Source organism: Nordella sp. HKS 07, from assembly GCF_011046735.1.
Taxonomy (GTDB): Bacteria; Pseudomonadota; Alphaproteobacteria; order Rhizobiales; family Aestuariivirgaceae; genus Taklimakanibacter.
This window is the reverse complement of the sequence record NZ_CP049258.1, coordinates 1,906,098-1,922,522: the sequence shown is the minus strand read 5'-3', so window position 1 is coordinate 1,922,522 and position 16,425 is coordinate 1,906,098. Positions and strand designations below refer to the sequence as shown.

Annotated in this window: 15 protein-coding genes; 9 read left to right on the top strand and 6 right to left on the bottom strand. The window is 61.6% G+C overall.

Annotated features, from left to right (window positions below; all coding sequences use genetic code 11):
• Positions 1–70: 70 nt before the first annotated feature.
• The 8 genes from G5V57_RS09015 to G5V57_RS34810 all read left to right on the top strand — a co-directional run bounded on the left by G5V57_RS09015 (position 71) and on the right by G5V57_RS34810 (position 7,138).
• Complete coding sequence (locus G5V57_RS09015) at positions 71–1,414, top strand: ABC transporter substrate-binding protein (protein ID WP_165167180.1); 1,344 nt, start codon at positions 71–73, stop codon at positions 1,412–1,414.
• A gap of 27 nt (positions 1,415–1,441) precedes the next feature.
• Entirely contained in the window at positions 1,442–2,347 is a 906-nt protein-coding gene (locus G5V57_RS09010) for a carbohydrate ABC transporter permease (RefSeq protein WP_165167179.1), read from the top strand.
• On the top strand, positions 2,337–3,203 hold the full coding sequence (locus G5V57_RS09005; protein ID WP_165167178.1) for a carbohydrate ABC transporter permease: 867 nt from the start codon (positions 2,337–2,339) through the stop codon (positions 3,201–3,203). Before G5V57_RS09010 ends, G5V57_RS09005 begins: the two co-directional genes overlap by 11 nt.
• The gene (locus tag G5V57_RS09000; protein WP_165167177.1) at positions 3,200–4,144 is read left to right on the top strand and encodes a carbohydrate kinase family protein; all 945 of its coding nucleotides are present in this window, start codon (positions 3,200–3,202) and stop codon (positions 4,142–4,144) included. Before G5V57_RS09005 ends, G5V57_RS09000 begins: the two co-directional genes overlap by 4 nt.
• Positions 4,141–4,932 (top strand): amidohydrolase family protein, encoded by a 792-nt coding sequence (locus G5V57_RS08995; RefSeq protein WP_165167176.1) that lies wholly within the window; start codon positions 4,141–4,143, stop codon positions 4,930–4,932. The genes G5V57_RS09000 and G5V57_RS08995 overlap by 4 nt, the downstream gene beginning before the upstream one ends.
• Before the next feature lie 33 nt (positions 4,933–4,965).
• Entirely contained in the window at positions 4,966–5,802 is an 837-nt protein-coding gene (locus tag G5V57_RS08990; protein WP_165167175.1) for a BtpA/SgcQ family protein, read from the top strand.
• Positions 5,803–5,844: 42 nt separating this feature from the next.
• Positions 5,845–6,909, top strand: a complete 1,065-nt coding sequence (locus G5V57_RS08985) for an ABC transporter ATP-binding protein (RefSeq protein WP_165167174.1) — start codon at positions 5,845–5,847, stop codon at positions 6,907–6,909.
• A 103-nt stretch (positions 6,910–7,012) separates the two neighbouring features.
• The gene (locus G5V57_RS34810) at positions 7,013–7,138 is read left to right on the top strand and encodes a hypothetical protein (RefSeq protein WP_256378653.1); all 126 of its coding nucleotides are present in this window, start codon (positions 7,013–7,015) and stop codon (positions 7,136–7,138) included.
• A gap of 124 nt (positions 7,139–7,262) precedes the next feature.
• Here the strand turns inward: G5V57_RS34810 and G5V57_RS08980 are convergent, their stop codons facing one another.
• From G5V57_RS08980 to G5V57_RS08965, 4 genes are read right to left on the bottom strand one after another with little or no spacing between them, the layout of a single operon-like run.
• Complete coding sequence (locus tag G5V57_RS08980; protein ID WP_165167173.1) at positions 7,263–8,312, bottom strand: hypothetical protein; 1,050 nt, start codon at positions 8,310–8,312, stop codon at positions 7,263–7,265.
• A 4-nt stretch (positions 8,313–8,316) separates the two neighbouring features.
• On the bottom strand, positions 8,317–8,973 hold the full coding sequence (locus tag G5V57_RS08975; protein WP_165167172.1) for an amino acid ABC transporter permease: 657 nt from the start codon (positions 8,971–8,973) through the stop codon (positions 8,317–8,319).
• Positions 8,970–9,617, bottom strand: a complete 648-nt coding sequence (locus tag G5V57_RS08970) for an amino acid ABC transporter permease (protein ID WP_165167171.1) — start codon at positions 9,615–9,617, stop codon at positions 8,970–8,972. Before G5V57_RS08970 ends, G5V57_RS08975 begins: the two co-directional genes overlap by 4 nt.
• Positions 9,618–9,648: 31 nt before the next feature.
• The gene (locus G5V57_RS08965) at positions 9,649–10,446 is read right to left on the bottom strand and encodes a transporter substrate-binding domain-containing protein (protein ID WP_165167170.1); all 798 of its coding nucleotides are present in this window, start codon (positions 10,444–10,446) and stop codon (positions 9,649–9,651) included.
• A gap of 129 nt (positions 10,447–10,575) precedes the next feature.
• On the opposite strand from G5V57_RS08965, the gene G5V57_RS08960 reads away from it, so the two are divergent.
• Positions 10,576–11,469 (top strand): LysR substrate-binding domain-containing protein, encoded by an 894-nt coding sequence (locus G5V57_RS08960; RefSeq protein ID WP_165167169.1) that lies wholly within the window; start codon positions 10,576–10,578, stop codon positions 11,467–11,469.
• Between the two features lie 663 nt (positions 11,470–12,132).
• Here G5V57_RS08960 and G5V57_RS08955 read toward each other — a convergent pair.
• Together G5V57_RS08955 and G5V57_RS08950 are read right to left on the bottom strand one after the other, a co-directional pair.
• Positions 12,133–13,323 (bottom strand): tetratricopeptide repeat protein, encoded by a 1,191-nt coding sequence (locus G5V57_RS08955; RefSeq protein ID WP_165167168.1) that lies wholly within the window; start codon positions 13,321–13,323, stop codon positions 12,133–12,135.
• 165 nt (positions 13,324–13,488) lie between these two features.
• Positions 13,489–16,416, bottom strand: a complete 2,928-nt coding sequence (locus tag G5V57_RS08950) for a patatin-like phospholipase family protein (RefSeq protein WP_165167167.1) — start codon at positions 16,414–16,416, stop codon at positions 13,489–13,491.
• Positions 16,417–16,425 lie beyond the last annotated feature (9 nt).

Sequence of the window (16,425 nt, the reverse complement as noted above, 5' to 3'; positions counted from 1 at the left end):
AAACGGCCTGGAGGAAACAAACATGTTTGAAGTAAAGCGTGGAAGCTCCACGATCGGGGTAGTTCGCGGGATGGCGTTCGCCCTTATGTGCTCGCTCGCGGGTCTCACCGTGGCGCCGGGTCCGTCATGGGCCGAGGTCAACTGGAAGCAGGCCGAGGGCGCAAGTCTCAATCTTCTCCTGATCTCGCATCCTTTCGTTGACGCACTGAAGCCGATGCTGGCGGACTTCACGGCGAAAACCGGCATCAAGGTCACTTTCGAGGAGCTCGCCGAGCAGCCGGGTTTCGAAAAGCTTCTAGCGGATCTGTCCTCCAAGACCGGCGCCTATGATGTCTTCATGACGTCACCCTTGAACAACTGGCAGTATGCCTCGGCGGGCTGGCTCGAGCCGCTCGATGAATTTATCGCCAATGACAAGCTCACCGACCCTGCCGAGTATGACGTGAAGGACTTCATCCCTGGAATCCTCGCTTCGGGCCGCTGGACGCTCGAGCCCATGAAGGGCCTGGGTGAAGGCAAGCTTTGGGCGATGCCGATCAATGCCGAAAGCTATCAGATCGCCTACAGGCCGAGCCTCATGAAGAAGCTCGGGCTCGAAGTGCCCAAGACCTATGCCGATCTACTGGCCATGGCGCCCAAGCTCAAGACAGAGGGTCCCGATGGCCCGATCCACGGGTTGATCACACGCTTCGACAAATATTGGGATCTGCCCTATCTCACCTTCGGCACGATGCTGCAGTCCTATGGCGTCGAGATGGTCGACGCTTCGGGCAAGCTGCAGATCTGCTCCGATGCCAGCGTCAAGGCGACGGAAGATTTCGTCAAATTAATCCGTACCGCGTCACCGGAAGGGGCGGGCGCGTTCACCTGGGACCAAGCCATGCAGGGTTTCGCCTCGGGACAGTATGTGATGTCCCTGAACGAGGCCAACCTCTTTGCCTCCGTCTATGAGGATCCCAAGCAGTCCAAGATCGCCGACGATGTTGGCTATGCGCTGACACCGCTCGGGCCCGATGGCCAGCGCGCCGCCGCCGCCTGGGTGTGGTCGATGTCGATGAATTCCGCCTCGAAGCAGAAAGACGCCGCATGGCTGTTCCTCGAATGGGTCACGTCAAAGGATGTGATGGTCAAGATGCATCTTGCCGGCAATATGAACCCTGTCCGCCAATCGGCCTGGGCGAACCCCGAACTCGCGGCGAAAGTCGAGAGCTGGGGCGCGGAGCCCGGCCAGTATCGCAAAGTCACCGAGGAAGAGAGCGCAGTGGCGGCGGTGCGCTTCCCGCCCCATCCGGAGCTGACGCGCATGCTCGACCGTTGGGCGGAAGCCGTCCAGAAGTCCTATTTCGACAACGGCAATGTGCGGGAAAATCTCTGCGCGGCTCAGGAAGCTGTCGAGCAGATGCTGGCTGAATAAGCGAAGTTGAAGCCGTCGGGTCGACAGATGCGCAGCGCAGCAAGCGGAAAAGGTGCCCTGGCGGGCGGGCGGGCGGTCTATATCGCCATGCTCGCCCCGGCGCTGTGCCTTTTGTTCCTAACCGTCGTACCCTTTCTCGACGGCGTCTATACGAGCCTCACCAATGAGAAGCTATATGCCGGCGTAACCCGCTTCATCGGCTTCGCGAATTACCTGAAGCTCGCACAGAACCCGACCTTCTGGATCGCGCTCGGCAACACTTTGCTCTATGCCGGATTGGCGACGCTGATCCAGATCCCGCTCGGGCTCGCCGTCGCCCTTCTGCTCGATGTGCCGAGCAAGGTGCAGTGGTTCTTCCGCAGCACCATCGCGCTGCCACTTCTCATCCCGCCCGTCGTTGCGGGTTTGATGTGGAAGACGATGATGCAGCCGCAAAGCGGCGTCCTCAATTGGCTCCTGGCGCAGGTCGGCCTACCGCCGTTCTCCTGGCTCAGCGATCCCCAGACCGCGCTCGTCTCGATCGTCCTGATCGATACCTGGCTGTTCATGCCACTTGCCGCGATCATCCTGCTGGCCGGGCTGCAGTCGATCTCGGGCGAGGTGCTGGAAGCGGCGCGTATCGACGGCGCGAATGCCTGGCAGACGATCCGCCATATCAAGCTGCAGGCGCTCAAGCCCTATATCGTTCTGGTCGCTATGTTCCGCATTCCGGACGCGCTCAAGTCGCTCGAAATCATCTATGCGACGACGAGGGGCGGCCCCCTCAATGCGACGCGAACCCTGCACGTGATGGCCTATGAGGAGGCCTATCGGTGGTCGAGCCTTGGCCGCGCGATGGCCATCGTCTTCATCCTCTGGATCCTCTCTTACGTGTTCAGCACGATTCTCCTGTCGCTCTGGCGCAAGGAGGAAATGAGGTTCCATGGCCGCTAGCCGCAACTCTCGCCGCCTCGTCCACACGGCGCTGCTCGCGTTGGGCTATGCACTGCTCGCCGCGTTTGTGTTGTTTCCGATCTATTGGATCTTCACGATGTCGCTCAAGGAGTTCGGCGACATCATCGCCTACCCGCCGCGCTTCACCTTCGTTCCGACTTTCGCCAATTATACTGAGATCCTGTTCGGTACCGAGGCCGACCAGGCCGGCGGCGTGATGCCGGATCTCTTGCGCTTTCTGCGCAACTCGGTGATCATTTCCTCGGGCGCCGTCCTGCTCTCGATCATCCTGGGTCTGCCGGCCGCTTACGCGCTGGCGCGCGGCGAAGCGCGCCGCGCCAATCGTGCGCGCTTCACCATCCTTTCCTTCCGCTTTGCGCCGGAGCTGGCGATCATCCTGCCGTTATATGCCTTCTATACGACCACCGGCCTCTATGACAGCTATGTCGGAATGATCCTGGTGCACCAGCTGATCACCTTGCCGCTGATCATCCTGATCCTCATGAGCTTCATCCGCGACATACCGCTCGAGATCGAGGAAGCGGCGCGCATCGACGGGGCGGGGCCGCTCACTATCCTATTGCGGATCATCGTGCCGATCGCCAGACCGGGCCTCGCCAGTGCGATGATCATTGCCTTTATCTTCAGCTGGAACAATCTGATCTTCGGTCTGGTGCTGGCCGGTGGCGAAACGCGGCCGATCACCATGGGCATCCTGCAGGCCATGACTTTCGACCAGATCAAATGGGGATTGATGGCTGCGGCGGCGATGGTCTCGGCCGTGCCCGGCATGATCGCCTCACTGCTGTTCCAGCGCCAGATCACGCGCGGCCTCACCCTCGGAGCGGTCAAATGAGCGGTCTTGAACTGTTCTCCATCGGATCGTGGTCGATCTTCGACCACCTCCTGCGCATGCAGCGCCTGCCCGCCGAAGGCGAGACGGTCGCGCTCGACATGCCGATCGCGGAAATGGAACGCATCCACTTCGGCGATTGCAGCGCCAATATCGCGGCCGTGGCGGCCCGGCTTGGCATACGCACCGGCCTTGGCATGGTGGTGGGCGATGATTTCGATACGTCGGGCTATGCCGCGCATCTGCGCCAGCTTGGCGTCGATCTCGCGGGCGTCGAAATCCGCGGCGGCACCAGGTCCGGCCATAGCTTCAATTTCTTCGATGCGGAGAATCGCAGCTTCTGCGTGTCGCATCTGGGCGTCGCGGAATGCCAGGACGATTGGCGGATACCGGAAGTCGCCATCGCGAGCGCCAAGGCGCTGGTGGTGAGCGAAAAGTTCAGCCACTATACGCTTGGAGCCATCGAATCCGCTAAGCGCGCCGGCCGACTGACGGCGATCAACGGAATGGTGGCGACCGCAGGCCAGTCTGCCTCCCGCTTCCTCGCAGCCGCCGACATTCTGATCCTGAGCCGCGGCGAGGCCGCCGATCTCATCGACCGGCTTTCGTTCAGCTCCGCCAGCGCATTGCTGGATCTCGGCCCGCGCCTGGTGGTGGTGACGGAAGGCAGCAATGGCAGCCGGTGGTACCAGGCGCAAGGCGAGATCCGTCTGCCGGCGGTGAAGACCGAGCACTTCGTCGACTCGACAGGCGCCGGAGACAGTTTCGCGGCTTCAGTCGTGTGCGGCCTCGTGCGCGGCTGGCCGGTCGAACAGACCGGCAAATTCGCTGCGACGGTCGCGAGCTTCGTGGTCGAGGCCTGGGGCTGCCAGACCAACCTGCCCGACATGGACCAAGTGGCCGAGCGCTACCGCAACCACTTCAAGGAGAACCTGATCCGATGAAGGTCATCGACGCTCATATGCATTATGGCACCGACGCCAATGTAGCGGCGCACACTTGCGTACCTTATCTGGTGAACGGCCAACCCGACAGTGTCATCAGGCTTCTCGACGAGCAGAATGCATCGCATGGCGTGCTCTTCCCGCATGACCGGCGCATGAGTCCACCTTGGGACGCCGACTATGACAAGGCCAACGGACTGGTCGGCGAAGCGGCCAGGAAATATCCCGACCGCATCGTTGGCGTGGCGCGCATCGACCCAACATTCGGGACTGAGCATACACAAACGCTCATTGACCGTTATGTCGGGGAATGGAATTGCCGCGGCCTGAAACTGGTCGCCGGCTATGATTTCTACCGGCCGAACGACATGAAGGTAATGGGGCCGCTGCTCGACAAGGCCGAGCAATATGGCCTCACCGTCCTGTTTCATTCCGGTGACGCGCCGCGCGATCTTCCCTATCTGCAGGCGCAGGCAGCAAAGGCCTATCCCAAGGTGCAGTTCGTTCTTGCCCATATCGGCATGCATGCCTTCCTGTGGGAATGCATCCTCGCCTGCCAGGAATATCCCAATATATGTGTCGACATGTCCCAGGCCTTCGCCTTCGACATCATGACATTCATCAAGAACGTGTCGGCCGACCGGCTGCAGTACGGCTCCGATGTGCCCTATCAATCTCCGAAGATCGAACAGCTTAAGCTCAGGGAGATCGGTCTTTCGGACGCCGATCTCGAAAAGGTGTTCTGGCGCAACGCCGCCCGCATCTGGGGCATCGACCGGACCGAATAATCAACCATGAACTCGCAGATCAGGACAAAAACCATGCTCGATCAACCGCCCGCAAACCCCAATCCCCTGCGCAAGCTGTTCGCCGTAAACAAGCCAATCATCGGCATGGTTCACGTCAAGCCGCTGCCCGGATCGCCGCGCGCCAGGGCGGTCGATCTCGAAGCGGTCTATGATGCCGCTGTGGAAGAAGCCTTGCGTCTCGTCGGCGGAGGCGTCGATGGACTGTTGCTCGAGAATGCCGGCGACATTCCTTTCCTCAAGCCCGAGGATATCGGATATGAGACGGTGGGCGCGATGTCGGTCGTGGGCGACCGCATCCGCAAGGCTACGCGCGTCCCCTTGGGCTTCAACATCGTTGCCAATGCCGCGCGCGCCTCGCTCGCCTGCGCCAGAAGCTGCAATGCCGATTTCGTGCGCGTCAATCAGTGGGCCAATGCCTATGTGGCAAATGAAGGCATCATCGAAGGTGCAGCACCCCGGGCCTTGCGCTATCGCAGCGCCATCGGCGGTGACAATATACTCGTTTTCGCCGATGTGCATGTCAAACACGGCAGTCATGCCATCGTCGGCGACCGTCCTCTCTCCGAGCAGACGCGCGATGTCGAATTCTTCGGTGCCGACGTACTGATCGCGACCGGCAACCGTACAGGCCATGCTGCGGAGGTCGAAGAGATCGAAGGCATAAGGGAGGGGGCGACACGGCCGATCCTGGTCGGCAGCGGGATCACCCCCGACACGGCCGAACGCCTTCTCACCGCGGCTGACGGGGCGATCGTCGGCAGCTGGTTCAAGGACACCAACAACATGTGGGGTGTCGTGGTGCCGGACAAGGTTTCACGGCTCATGGAGAAGGTGCAGCGCTTTAGATAGCGCCGGCATCCCGCATATCCAACAGAGCAGACGAGGGATCCCATGGCATCGGTCGCGATCAATGACGTTCGCAAGCTCTTCGGGCAAGTGGAGGTCATCAAGGGTTTGTCGCTCGATATCGGCGAGGGTGAGTTCGTCGCTCTTGTGGGGCCGTCGGGCTGCGGAAAGTCGACGCTTTTGCGCATGATCGCCGGGCTCGAGGATGTATCGGAAGGCGAGATCCGCATCGGTGGCCGAGTCGTCAACGACATCGAGCCGAAGGATCGCGATGTGGCGATGGTGTTCCAGAGCTATGCGCTCTATCCGCATATGACGGTGGCGGAGAATCTGAGTTTCGCGCTTCGCCTCAAGAAGACGCCGGCGGATACGGTCGATGGTCGGATCCGACAGGCCGCCCAGATGCTCGGTCTTGCTGATCTTTTGAAGCGGCTACCTCGCCAGCTTTCTGGCGGTCAAAGGCAACGCGTCGCGATGGGCCGGGCGCTGGTCAGAAATCCGCAAGTGTTTCTGTTCGATGAGCCCTTGTCCAATCTCGACGCCAAGCTCCGCGTCCAGATGCGGGCCGAGATCAAGAAGCTGCATCAGACACTGAAAGTGACGACCGTCTATGTCACCCATGACCAGATGGAGGCCATGACATTGGCCGATCGCGTCGTGGTGCTGCAAGGCGGTGTCATCGAGCAGGCTGGGCGGCCGCTCGAACTCTATGATCGTCCGGCCAATGCCTTCGTCGCCGGCTTCATCGGCTCGCCGGCGATGAATCTGCTGCCCGGCCGCATCTCCGCCGATGGTACTGATTTCGAGGTCCAGTCGGGGGCAACGCTGCCGTTGCCGGAGCCATTGCCGGCGCTGGCGGGCCGACCCGTCACTCTCGGCATCAGGCCCGAGCATCTGGCCGTCAGCAAGGGTTCCTCGGGCGCCCCGGCAAAGGCCCTCGTCATCGAACCCACCGGTGCGGAGACGCATGCGGTCCTCGATCTCGACGGACAGGAACTGACCACCGTCTTCCGCGAGCGCCTTCCGATCGCGCCCGGCGAGATTGTCGCCATGTCCATTGCGCCAGGATCCGTACATCTCTTCGATCCGGGTTCGGGCAGGCGGCTCTGAGCGCGCAGACCCGCTTAACCGTCTTGGGACATTGTCCTCAACTTTAACTTGTTAGTGACGTCATCACTCCATAGCCTTGGCCTTCTTCGGAAGGAAAGTGCCCATGAGCAGAGTCCGACGAAGACAAAAGAGCGTCGTTCCGATCGTGCTGGTCTGGGCTGCCTCGGTAGCTGGCGCCGCGATGGTCTGGTTCGCGGTCGTCTGGCTTGCCCTCAAATTCTGGGCGTGAGCTAGAGCGCTGCCCGCGAAAGTTGCTCGACTTTCGCGACAAGGAAGCGCTCCAGATATATGTAATCGAGCCTTTTTGTCCCATTTTGATTGAATCCATTGATTCGATCAAAACCGGAAAGGCTCTAGCGGTTGGAAGCAATTCCTAGCAGTTGCACCGTAATCAGTGACGGGGTGGCAGGAAAAGCGATGACCGGCAATCCGGTCGAAGCAGGGCCGGGCTTGGAATAATAGCCATTGCGGACCTGCATATTGAGGTGAAGCTCGTCCGCCGAGCTGCCAGCCAGATAATAGGTCGTTGACTTGCGCACATCGGAGAAACGCAAGCCGCGCCGCCTCAGATTTGCTTCGATGGTGCGCATGATGGCCTGCGTCTGCTCCACCAGGCCGCCCTCTGCGGTCACATCCCGCGCCGCGACATAGAAGTGATCGCCACTGTGGCGGATGGTGAGCGCGACAGGCTCTTCGATGACTTCACTTTGCACCGGCGACTTCGCGAAAGTCAGCTCACCGATCGCGGCATCGCTGTCGAGATCGGCGCTGACATCGGCCCCGGATGCAAGATCTTGTGCTTCTTTCGACCTGAACCATTGGTCGGCCAGAAGGCGGTCTTTCGCCAGTCCGGCGTCGGCCAGGAGCTTGTCGATTGCCGGCTCCGCCGGCCGCGTGCAAGTCTTTGGCACACGCAGCGCCGCCCAGACGAGGGGACCGGCATCAATCACTTCCAAGGCGATGCGGGTTTCGGCGTCCTCGAGGCGTTGCATCGGGCGGCGGGTAGTCGAGGCATAGACGTCGATCTCGAGCAGCATGCCATCATAGTAGAAATACGGCACCGCCACGGGAATGATCTGCAGGTCATCGCCGAGCCGGTCGCGCAGGAGCCGGGTCAGCATCTGTTCGTCGCCCGGATGCTGCTTGACATAATAGGCCACCACGCGGCCAAGGGCAGAAGCCGCGCAGCCGATCTCGCGCATGAAGCGCTTGATGAAATCGCAGACGACGAGGCCCTGTGCCAGGAGATTGCCAGGATAGAGAACTTCGCCTCGCTGATCGAGCGGGCATTGGCCGGTCGACCAGGCCATGTCGCCATCGCGCACGAACATCGAATAGGGATGATCGATGCGCATGCGCCAGATTTTTTCGAAGGGGATGAAGGAGAGTTTATTGGCAGACATGGATTCAGGCTGATTTCTTCTCACCGTCGAGACGGCGGGCAAGGAGGCTGATGGGGAAAATCATGAGGAAGAACAGGATGGCGACGCCGGTCAGCGGCTCGAGATAGCGATAGGTGGCGGCACCCTCAATATAAGCGGCATAGGCCGTCTCGCCGACGCCGACGCCCGCCAGCAAGGTGGTGGCCTTGATGAGATCCGCCAGATAGTTGACCGTGGGGGGCAGCATCTTCTTCGCCGCTTGCGGCAGGACGACATATGTCCAGGCGATGATGCGCGGCAATGCCAGGGACTTCGCGGCCTCCCATTGCCCTTTGCCGATGGCCAGCACGCCGCCGCGCACGATCTCGGCCATATAGCCGGCGCCGATCAGGCCGAGCGCCAGGATCCCGCAGGTGATCCCGGAAAGATTGGCGCCGAGGAGGATCGGCAGGCTGTAATAGGCCCAGAAGATCGCGATGATCTCAGGGGTCGCGCGCGCCACATGCGTAAAGCCCGAGGCCGACCGTACGAGCCATTTCTTCGCCGACAGGGAGGCGAGACCCAGCAGGAAGCCGCCGGCGCAGGCGATGAGGGAGGCCGCCACCGTTACAAGGAAGGTGATGCCGAGGCCCTGCAGCAGCGTCGGCGCCGCCTTGAGGAAGAGATTGATGTCGAACATCATGGCGCGCCCCATCTGGCGAGACGCAACTCGATGCGGCGGGTGACCTGGGCCAGGAGCAGCCCCAGCGCGATGTAGATCAGCGCCGATATCGAATAGAACAGGATCGGATCGGCGGTGTAGTCGCTGATCCGGCTGGTGGTGCGCATGAGCTCAGGCACGGACAGGATGGACAGGATCGCGGTCGCCTTCAGCAGGCTGACGAGAGTGTTGCCGATGGCCGGCAGCGCGATGCGGAAGGCCTGCGGAATGACGACGAGCCACCAGCGCTGCGCCGATGTGAGGCCGAGGGCGAAAGCCGCCTCATGCTGGCCCTTGGCCACGCCGCCCAGTCCCGAGCGGTAAACCTCCGCCATATAGGCGGTCATGACGAGAACGATGGCGATGCCCGCCGTCTGCTGCACGCTGGTGTTGAAACCGGTGAGCATCGGCAACGCAAAATGCAGCCAGAACAGCTGCACCAGCAAAGGCGTATTGCGGAAGAATTCCACATAGGCGATGGCGGGCAGGCGGATGAGCCGGTGCTTATGCGCCATGGCGAGCGAGACGGGAAGCGCCAGCACCATCGAGCCGATGGTGCCGAGCGCGAAATAGAAGAGCGTCACAGACAAGCCGTTCAGCAGCGCGGGTACGAATTGCCACTGCATGGATGCTAATGCCGCTCTTGCCGATCAGTGCTTACTTGAGGCCGAACCATACCTGCTTGCGATCAGAGATGAAGCCGGTCGTGGTGTTGTAGGCGATCCAGGTGTTGAGGAAGGCGAGGAAGTGATAGTCGCCGGGCTTGACCGCATAGGCATAGCCGGTCGCCTCGATCGGATTGTCCTCGCCGAGGATCTTCACCTTGGCGTTGGGATTGGCCTTCTTGAACACCGCGTTCTGAATGTTGTCACTCAAATGCGCATCGGCGCGTCCGGCGGCGACTTCGAGCTGGCCGGCGACGGCGTTGTCGGACACGATGACCTTCTTGGTGGCCTGGGGCAGGAGGCGGTCGCTCTGCGCCACCGCGGTCATGCCGGCGATGTTCACGATCGTATATTTGGGATCGTCGAGCTGCTTCCAGTCGTTGATGTCGAGGTCGGCGCGGACGAGCCAGCTATTGCCGGTGCTCATATAGCTGTCGGTGAAATCGACGGTCAGGGCGCGCGCCGGCGTGCGGAACATGTCGACCATGACGATGTCAAACTGCTGCTGCATCAGCGAAGGAATGAGCGTCGCCCAGGTGGCGTCGACGATCTCGAGCTTGACGTCCAATGCCGCGGCGAGATTCTTCGCCATGTCGACATTGAAGCCTTCCCACTCGCCGGTGACCGGGTTCTTCTGCTGCGCCGGGATCGAATCGGCCATGCCGACCTTCAAAACCCCCGCCGCCTTGATGCGGGCCAGGGTATCGGCATCCTGAGCCTTCGCCAAAGATGACAGGACAAGCATGAGGCTGAACGCCAGGGAGGCGAACAAGGCGGCCATTCTGCGCATGAAAATTTCCCTTTATTCTTATTGTTGACAGATAGATAGGCGGGGACCCTGGTCATTCGGGCGATCTAGTGGAAGGTCGAAAAAGATGATATCGCTCATAACCACACGTTATCAGACTGCAATTGGTTCATGACCGACCTGCGCAAAACGATCGGCTCGCTCGATAATCTCATTGCCTTCGAGGCCGCGGCGCGGCATCAGAATTTCAGCCGGGCCGCCAAGGAGCTCTCGGTGGCCCAGCCGGCGATCAGCCGGCGTATCCAGCAATTGGAGGCCTCACTCGGCACGCCGCTTTTCGCGCGGCACGGCACCCGCATCCAGCTGACCCGCGCCGGCGAAGAGTTCCATAGCGTCGTGGCCAATGCCTTTGACAGCATCGACCAGTCGTCCAAGGCGCTGCCGCGCAATGATGACGGCATAGTATCGTTGCGGGTCAATGTTGCCGCGGCGTCGCTCTGGCTCATGCCGGCGCTCGGCGATTTCTACGCGCGCTACCCCGATATCCGGCTTCACCTCGTCTGTGTCGATGAATTGCCGGAATTCGCCGGCGGCGGCTTCGATCTCGAGATCCGATTCGGCCTCGGCTCATGGCCGGGCTATGACAGCTTCCCGCTGCTGCCGGAAGAGATCTATCCCGTCGCCTCGCCGTCGCTCCTGCGCGCCCACCGCATCGAGGACGCCGCCGATCTGGCGAAAGTGCCGTTGCTCCAGCTCGCCAATTTCACCAGCCCGCTGATGGACTGGAGGACCTGGCTGGGCGCTGCAGCCCAGTCCGACCAGCCCGTCATCCGGCCATTGACCACCTATGCGATGGTGCTCGAGGCGGCGATCTTCGGTCATGGCGTAGCGCTCGGCTGGCATGAATATGTGCGCCGGGCGATCGCGAAAGGCGACCTCGTCCGCCTGCCCATCGAGGCCCGGCGCAGCGACTATCGCGAATTTCTAGTCGTCAAGTCTGGCTGCAAGCGTTTCTCCGTCGAGCAGACGAAATTGTGGCTGCTGGAATTGGCGGGGAGAAGCTAGCTTCTCACCATGCGCGCCACTCGAAATGTCTTCATTACCTTCCTGACGCGACGGTGGGCGCTTGACATTGTGGGCCAAACGGCAGGATTGGGAAATATCAAGGTAAGGAGTTGCGTCCGGACTTCAGAACCCCGATAGGATCAACCGAATGGCTCTCGGCCTCCGAATAATCCGTGAAATCGTGCAAGCTTTGCTACGCGTGTGGACCAAGAAGGATGAGGGTAACCTCCTCAAGAATGTCGCACAAACCAACACGGCCTCTGGCGATGGAGCTGCGAGTCAATCGCCCGGAACTACATCACGGCCGGCGAAGATACAGACCATCCACTGCCGGCCATTGAATGCGGCCGGATTGCGTGCCGTAGAGCATCGATGTCTTATGCCAACGGTCATGGGGGCATTGCGGAACTGCAAAGACCACCCCGCACGGACAGGGCGCAGCCATTTTTCGTCTGCCCAGGAAAGCTCCGCACCAGGAGAAGCAGTTGCTGGAAATTCGCTGCAAAAGGTCCCGCGAAGTCAATTGGCAAGTGCGGCCAGAACAAGTCCGCTGGCAGGTATCGCCACGTAAATTGTGTAAGGCGGGCAGGTTGTCCGGATGCGAAAAAGTGGATACCGGCTTTTCGCAAGAATCCCGCGCTACGGATCGATCACGTCAATGAATCAGTTCACCACTTGCCGCTTGGCGCCACTGTCGGCGCCGGCGTCGCTCGCATAGGCGCCCGGCCTCTCGAACATCCGGCAGGATTTTTCCGTCTTGACGAAGGAGTAGGCGACACAAGTGTCGCTGATCTGGCAGGTCGCCTCGCAATCCTCGATACGGTTGGCGTTACTCTCTCTGACGGGCTCGCCTGGAAAGATCTTGTTGTGGAAACGAACCATTGAGACGCCGGCGTCGGAAATAGGAGGCGGATAGGTCTCGCTCTTGAGACCGCTCATGGTGCTGGGCTCGAGGAAGCGCAGGGCCGGATCGCCCTTGAGGAAGCACAGCGCGTTCCACATGTTGAAGGAATAGGCCCGGCAGTAGCTGTTGGCGGCGCACGCGGCTTCGCAGGCGTCGATACTGTCGGCCGCGACCGTGTCGAGGAGAGCGGCGGCGAGATCTGTATTGGGCATCCGCCGAAAGCTCATTGGTGCAGCTGAAGTCTGCGCCGTCTTGGCGGCGATCCGCGCCTCCAGGGCCGCGAGGCCGGCCTTCGCCGTGTCATTGGGGCGCAGCGCCATCGAACGGCGGAAGTCGTCGGCGGCCTCGGCAAAGCGGCCGAGCGCGCCATAGGCCATGGCGCGATTATTGAAGGCGCCGACATAGGAAGGCTTGAGCACGATCGCCTGGCTGTAATCCTGCACCGCCTGGCGGAAGTCGCCCTGCTTGGCGCGGATATTGCCGCGATTGTTGTAGGCGCTGGCATAGGCGGGATGGATGGCGATCGCCTGGTCGTAATCCTGGATCGCGCGCGCATAGTCGCCCATGTCGCCATAGACGATGCCGCGATTGTTATAGGCGAGCGCGTGGGCGGGATTGATGGCTATGGCGCGGTCGAAATCCCGGATCGCCATGGGGTAGTCGCGCTTGGCGTGATAGGCGTTGCCGCGGTTGTTGAAGACATCCGCCTTGCTCGCATCGAGTGCGATCGAGGCTGTGTAATCGGCGATCGCCTGGTCATAATAGCGCAGGGCGAAATATTCGAGGCCGCGATTGAGATAGGCGGTCGAGAGGTCGGCAGCATCGTAAGTGCCGGCCTCGATCACCGCGGTGCAGGCGCCGATACTGGCTTCACCGTTCAGCTTTTCGCAATCGGAGCGCTCATCGGCGCGCACCGATCCGGGCAGCATCATCCAGGCCATGAGCAGCATGGCTGCGAACGCTGGCCTTATTATGCCGCATGTCGGCCGCACCCATTTCCTCTCGAAATGAGAAAAACTGTACTGTCGCCACTATGGTGGCCCGATATCACCAAACAATTAATCGCCCGGATGACTTGTCCCCGACGCACATACCGGCGAGTGGTGGAAATTGTTCTAAGCCGGGCGGAAACGCGTATTCCGCCTGAGTCGGGCCAGCGGCGGCGGGCCGTCGCGGAACAGCCGGGTGAGGTCGAGCTCGGTCACCATCTGCTCGCAGATTCTATAGCCCACCTCGCGATAGGCCTCGAACTGCTCCTCGTCGAAGAACTGATCGCCGGTCGATTCATTGGGGAAGTCATGATGGGCGCCGCGATAGCCCTTGGCGCCCACCGCCAGCTCGCGGATCAGAGCCGATTTCAGATAGATCACTATCCCGCTCTCGGGCCAGCCCTTGCTGCCGCGCTCGCCATAGTCGATCCGCCCGACGAAATAGCCTTTCTCGGCGAATTCGGCGCCCTTGGGATAATCGGTGAGCGTCGCCTTGGCGATCATCTGCGCCGGACCGGACTTCTCGAAGCCGGCGCCATTCTTTACGGTCATGTCGAAATGCACGGTGGCGCCAAAATCCTGCCCGATGCGCTGCACCGCGGTGACCATATCGGCATAGGAGGAGGCATTGTCCTGGCCGCCGTCGCACACGATGATCAGGCCGCAGCGCCGGCGCACCAGCTCGTAGATGGCCAGGTTCTCGAAATGCCCGCCATCGGCCAGTTCCAACCACTTCGCCGTCTCGACATAGCCGCCGCGCGTCAGCGCGTAGAGGCCGCCCGGCCAGAAATGATTGGGGCGGCGGAGCAGCATGCCGGGCTGTCCGTGCACCGGATTGGGAATCCAATAACCGAGCCTGACATTGAGCAGGCTCATGGCGAGCGCCACAGAGGGGCTGCGCGTCAACCCGTGGCCGCCCGCGGCGCCGCGCGGATTGGCGGCGGCGCCCGAAATGGCCATGGCGGAAGACAGTGTCATGTCGGCGCAGGCCGTGTCCTTGCCGCGATACCATTTGGTGGCCGACGAGCCGACGAAATGCGGGGTAAGCATGAAATTCTCGCCGCCGCGGAGACGGTGCTTGCGCACGGTTGAATTGCTCAAAACCATATTGGCGTTGATGATCTGGTAAGGTCCCTTCGACCAGACGCTGCTCCAGCAGTCGGAAAGCTTGAGCTCATTGGCGCCGGTCGCCGCGGCATTGGTGTCGCGGCGCAGGGCGGCGACATCGGGAAGGAAGGCTTCCATCAGCCGGTCGCGGTAGAAGCGATGCAGGCCGATCTGGTTGGTGTTGACGAACCAGCCGGCGATCAGCGCGCCGATGACGGCGGCGGCGATCAGCGCGCGCAACGCGGCGTCGCCATCCATGAAGGTGACGGCAAGGCGATGTCCGATCAGGAGGATGCCGTAGGCGAGGAGAGCGGAGCCGATGATGATGGTGAGTTCGGTGAGCCTGCTGTTGCCGCGTATGCGGCTCCAGAGCTGGCCGCCCAGTGTGACGGCGAGGCCCAGCGCCGTCCAGACGCCGCCCAGGCCGTAATCGATATAGTGGCTCACCAGCGGCAGGCTGCCGACGATGATCAGCACGATGATGACGAACAAGGCTTTGCCGTAGAACCACTCGAAGACCCGGCGCGCGCGGTATTGCAGAAGAGCAGGCGTCGGTGTCTGCATATCCGCCAGCGGGTTGCCCACCGCCTCGGCCCTGAGGATATTGCGGATTAGAAGACCGATCAGATAATTGACGAAAGCGATATAGGCCACGCCATAGGTGAAGAGCAGGAAGGCGGCGATCCGGTCGACCAGCGTGACGCCCGGCCCGTTGAACAGGTGGTCGACGAGGTAGCCGGCCGCCATGATGATGAAGAGGCCGATCAGAACGAGGAGCACGGCCTTCTGGCTCTTTCCGCTGAGGTTGCGCCTCGCGCCAGCTTCACCCATGAACCAGAAGAAGAGCCCGGTGGAGATAAAGACGGCAAGCCAGAGGAGAAGTGCTGTCAGGATGCCGGGGCTCAGCATGGGAGGCGGTGGGATCGGCAGCAGCCATTGATGGCGATCGGTGAACAGGAGCTTGATCGCCGGCAGGAGCCACAGGATGGTGATGCCCAGCAAAGCGACATTCGCGAGGCCGGCGAGACCCGCCAGCAGCCAGCTGTACCATTTCTGCTTCTCGACCGCCGGCTTCTCCGTCCGCTCGGCCCGCATTTCCGATTCGGTCAGGCTCGTCCAGGACAACAGGGAATGATTGATGCTGCCGATGACAAACAGGACGGCGAGCGCCACGGCCGAGACGAGCATCAGCAGGAAGGCCGGCGGAATCGTTCGGTTCACCTCGAGCTCTCCGCTGGAGCCGACGATGTCGCCGGCGGTCTCCAAAGCGCCGGGCGCCACCATACGGATCGCGAAGGGAAGCCCCTTGAGACCCGGTATCTGACCCAAAGCGTAGAGCACGCCCATCACGAGGGCGGCAACCGGAATCCAGATCATCAGATTGAGCAGAATGGCCCGCAGCACCACCGCGACGCCCGACCAGAAGCTGATGCCGTTGCCGGGCGCCAGATAATTGCCCTGGTCGCGAAGATATTGCAGGGGCGTCAGCGCCGGGGCTTCCGCGGAAATGCCGCCCGCGGCTGGCTCCGGTACGCGCGGATCCTGGGTGCCGAAGGGGAAGCGCGCCTCGACGTCATAGAGGCTCTCATATTCCGGCTCGTCTGACGCATTGCCGCGCAGCCACCAGGTAAGGGCGGAGCCGATATAGCCACCGCCCGAAACGGTCGAAAGATAGTCGACATGCTTCAGAAGGCCCGCGCCGGCGAGCTTCTGGAGGATGCCGAGCGAAACTGTCGCTGATCTGATGCCGCCGCCCGACAAGGCGAGGCCGATCGTATAGGGGCCTTCGTCTTCCGCACCGCTCGCAAGATGGTCGTTCAACCGGCTCGCCGCGGGTCGCTTCGCGGCGATTTCCGCGAGCTCTTCCCTCAGCATCTGGTCTTCGCTCCTGACCATCTCGTCACCGTCGGGAAGCGCCGGGCTGGTCACATCGGGAAAGGCATCCATCTGGGCGTC

Coding starts and splice junctions, on each gene's coding strand:
- G5V57_RS08980 (WP_165167173.1), bottom strand. CDS start 8,312: ATGTCTGCCAATAAACTCTCCTTCATCCCCTTCGAAAAAATCTGGCGC.
- G5V57_RS08990 (WP_165167175.1), top strand. CDS start 4,966: ATGCTCGATCAACCGCCCGCAAACCCCAATCCCCTGCGCAAGCTGTTC.
- G5V57_RS08985 (WP_165167174.1), top strand. CDS start 5,845: ATGGCATCGGTCGCGATCAATGACGTTCGCAAGCTCTTCGGGCAAGTG.
- G5V57_RS09000 (WP_165167177.1), top strand. CDS start 3,200: ATGAGCGGTCTTGAACTGTTCTCCATCGGATCGTGGTCGATCTTCGAC.
- G5V57_RS08965 (WP_165167170.1), bottom strand. CDS start 10,446: ATGCGCAGAATGGCCGCCTTGTTCGCCTCCCTGGCGTTCAGCCTCATG.
- G5V57_RS34810 (WP_256378653.1), top strand. CDS start 7,013: ATGAGCAGAGTCCGACGAAGACAAAAGAGCGTCGTTCCGATCGTGCTG.
- G5V57_RS08950 (WP_165167167.1), bottom strand. CDS start 16,416: ATGGATGCCTTTCCCGATGTGACCAGCCCGGCGCTTCCCGACGGTGAC.
- G5V57_RS09005 (WP_165167178.1), top strand. CDS start 2,337: ATGGCCGCTAGCCGCAACTCTCGCCGCCTCGTCCACACGGCGCTGCTC.
- G5V57_RS08960 (WP_165167169.1), top strand. CDS start 10,576: ATGACCGACCTGCGCAAAACGATCGGCTCGCTCGATAATCTCATTGCC.
- G5V57_RS09010 (WP_165167179.1), top strand. CDS start 1,442: ATGCGCAGCGCAGCAAGCGGAAAAGGTGCCCTGGCGGGCGGGCGGGCG.
- G5V57_RS08975 (WP_165167172.1), bottom strand. CDS start 8,973: ATGATGTTCGACATCAATCTCTTCCTCAAGGCGGCGCCGACGCTGCTG.
- G5V57_RS09015 (WP_165167180.1), top strand. CDS start 71: ATGGCGTTCGCCCTTATGTGCTCGCTCGCGGGTCTCACCGTGGCGCCG.
- G5V57_RS08955 (WP_165167168.1), bottom strand. CDS start 13,323: ATGCTGCTCATGGCCTGGATGATGCTGCCCGGATCGGTGCGCGCCGAT.
- G5V57_RS08970 (WP_165167171.1), bottom strand. CDS start 9,617: ATGCAGTGGCAATTCGTACCCGCGCTGCTGAACGGCTTGTCTGTGACG.
- G5V57_RS08995 (WP_165167176.1), top strand. CDS start 4,141: ATGAAGGTCATCGACGCTCATATGCATTATGGCACCGACGCCAATGTA.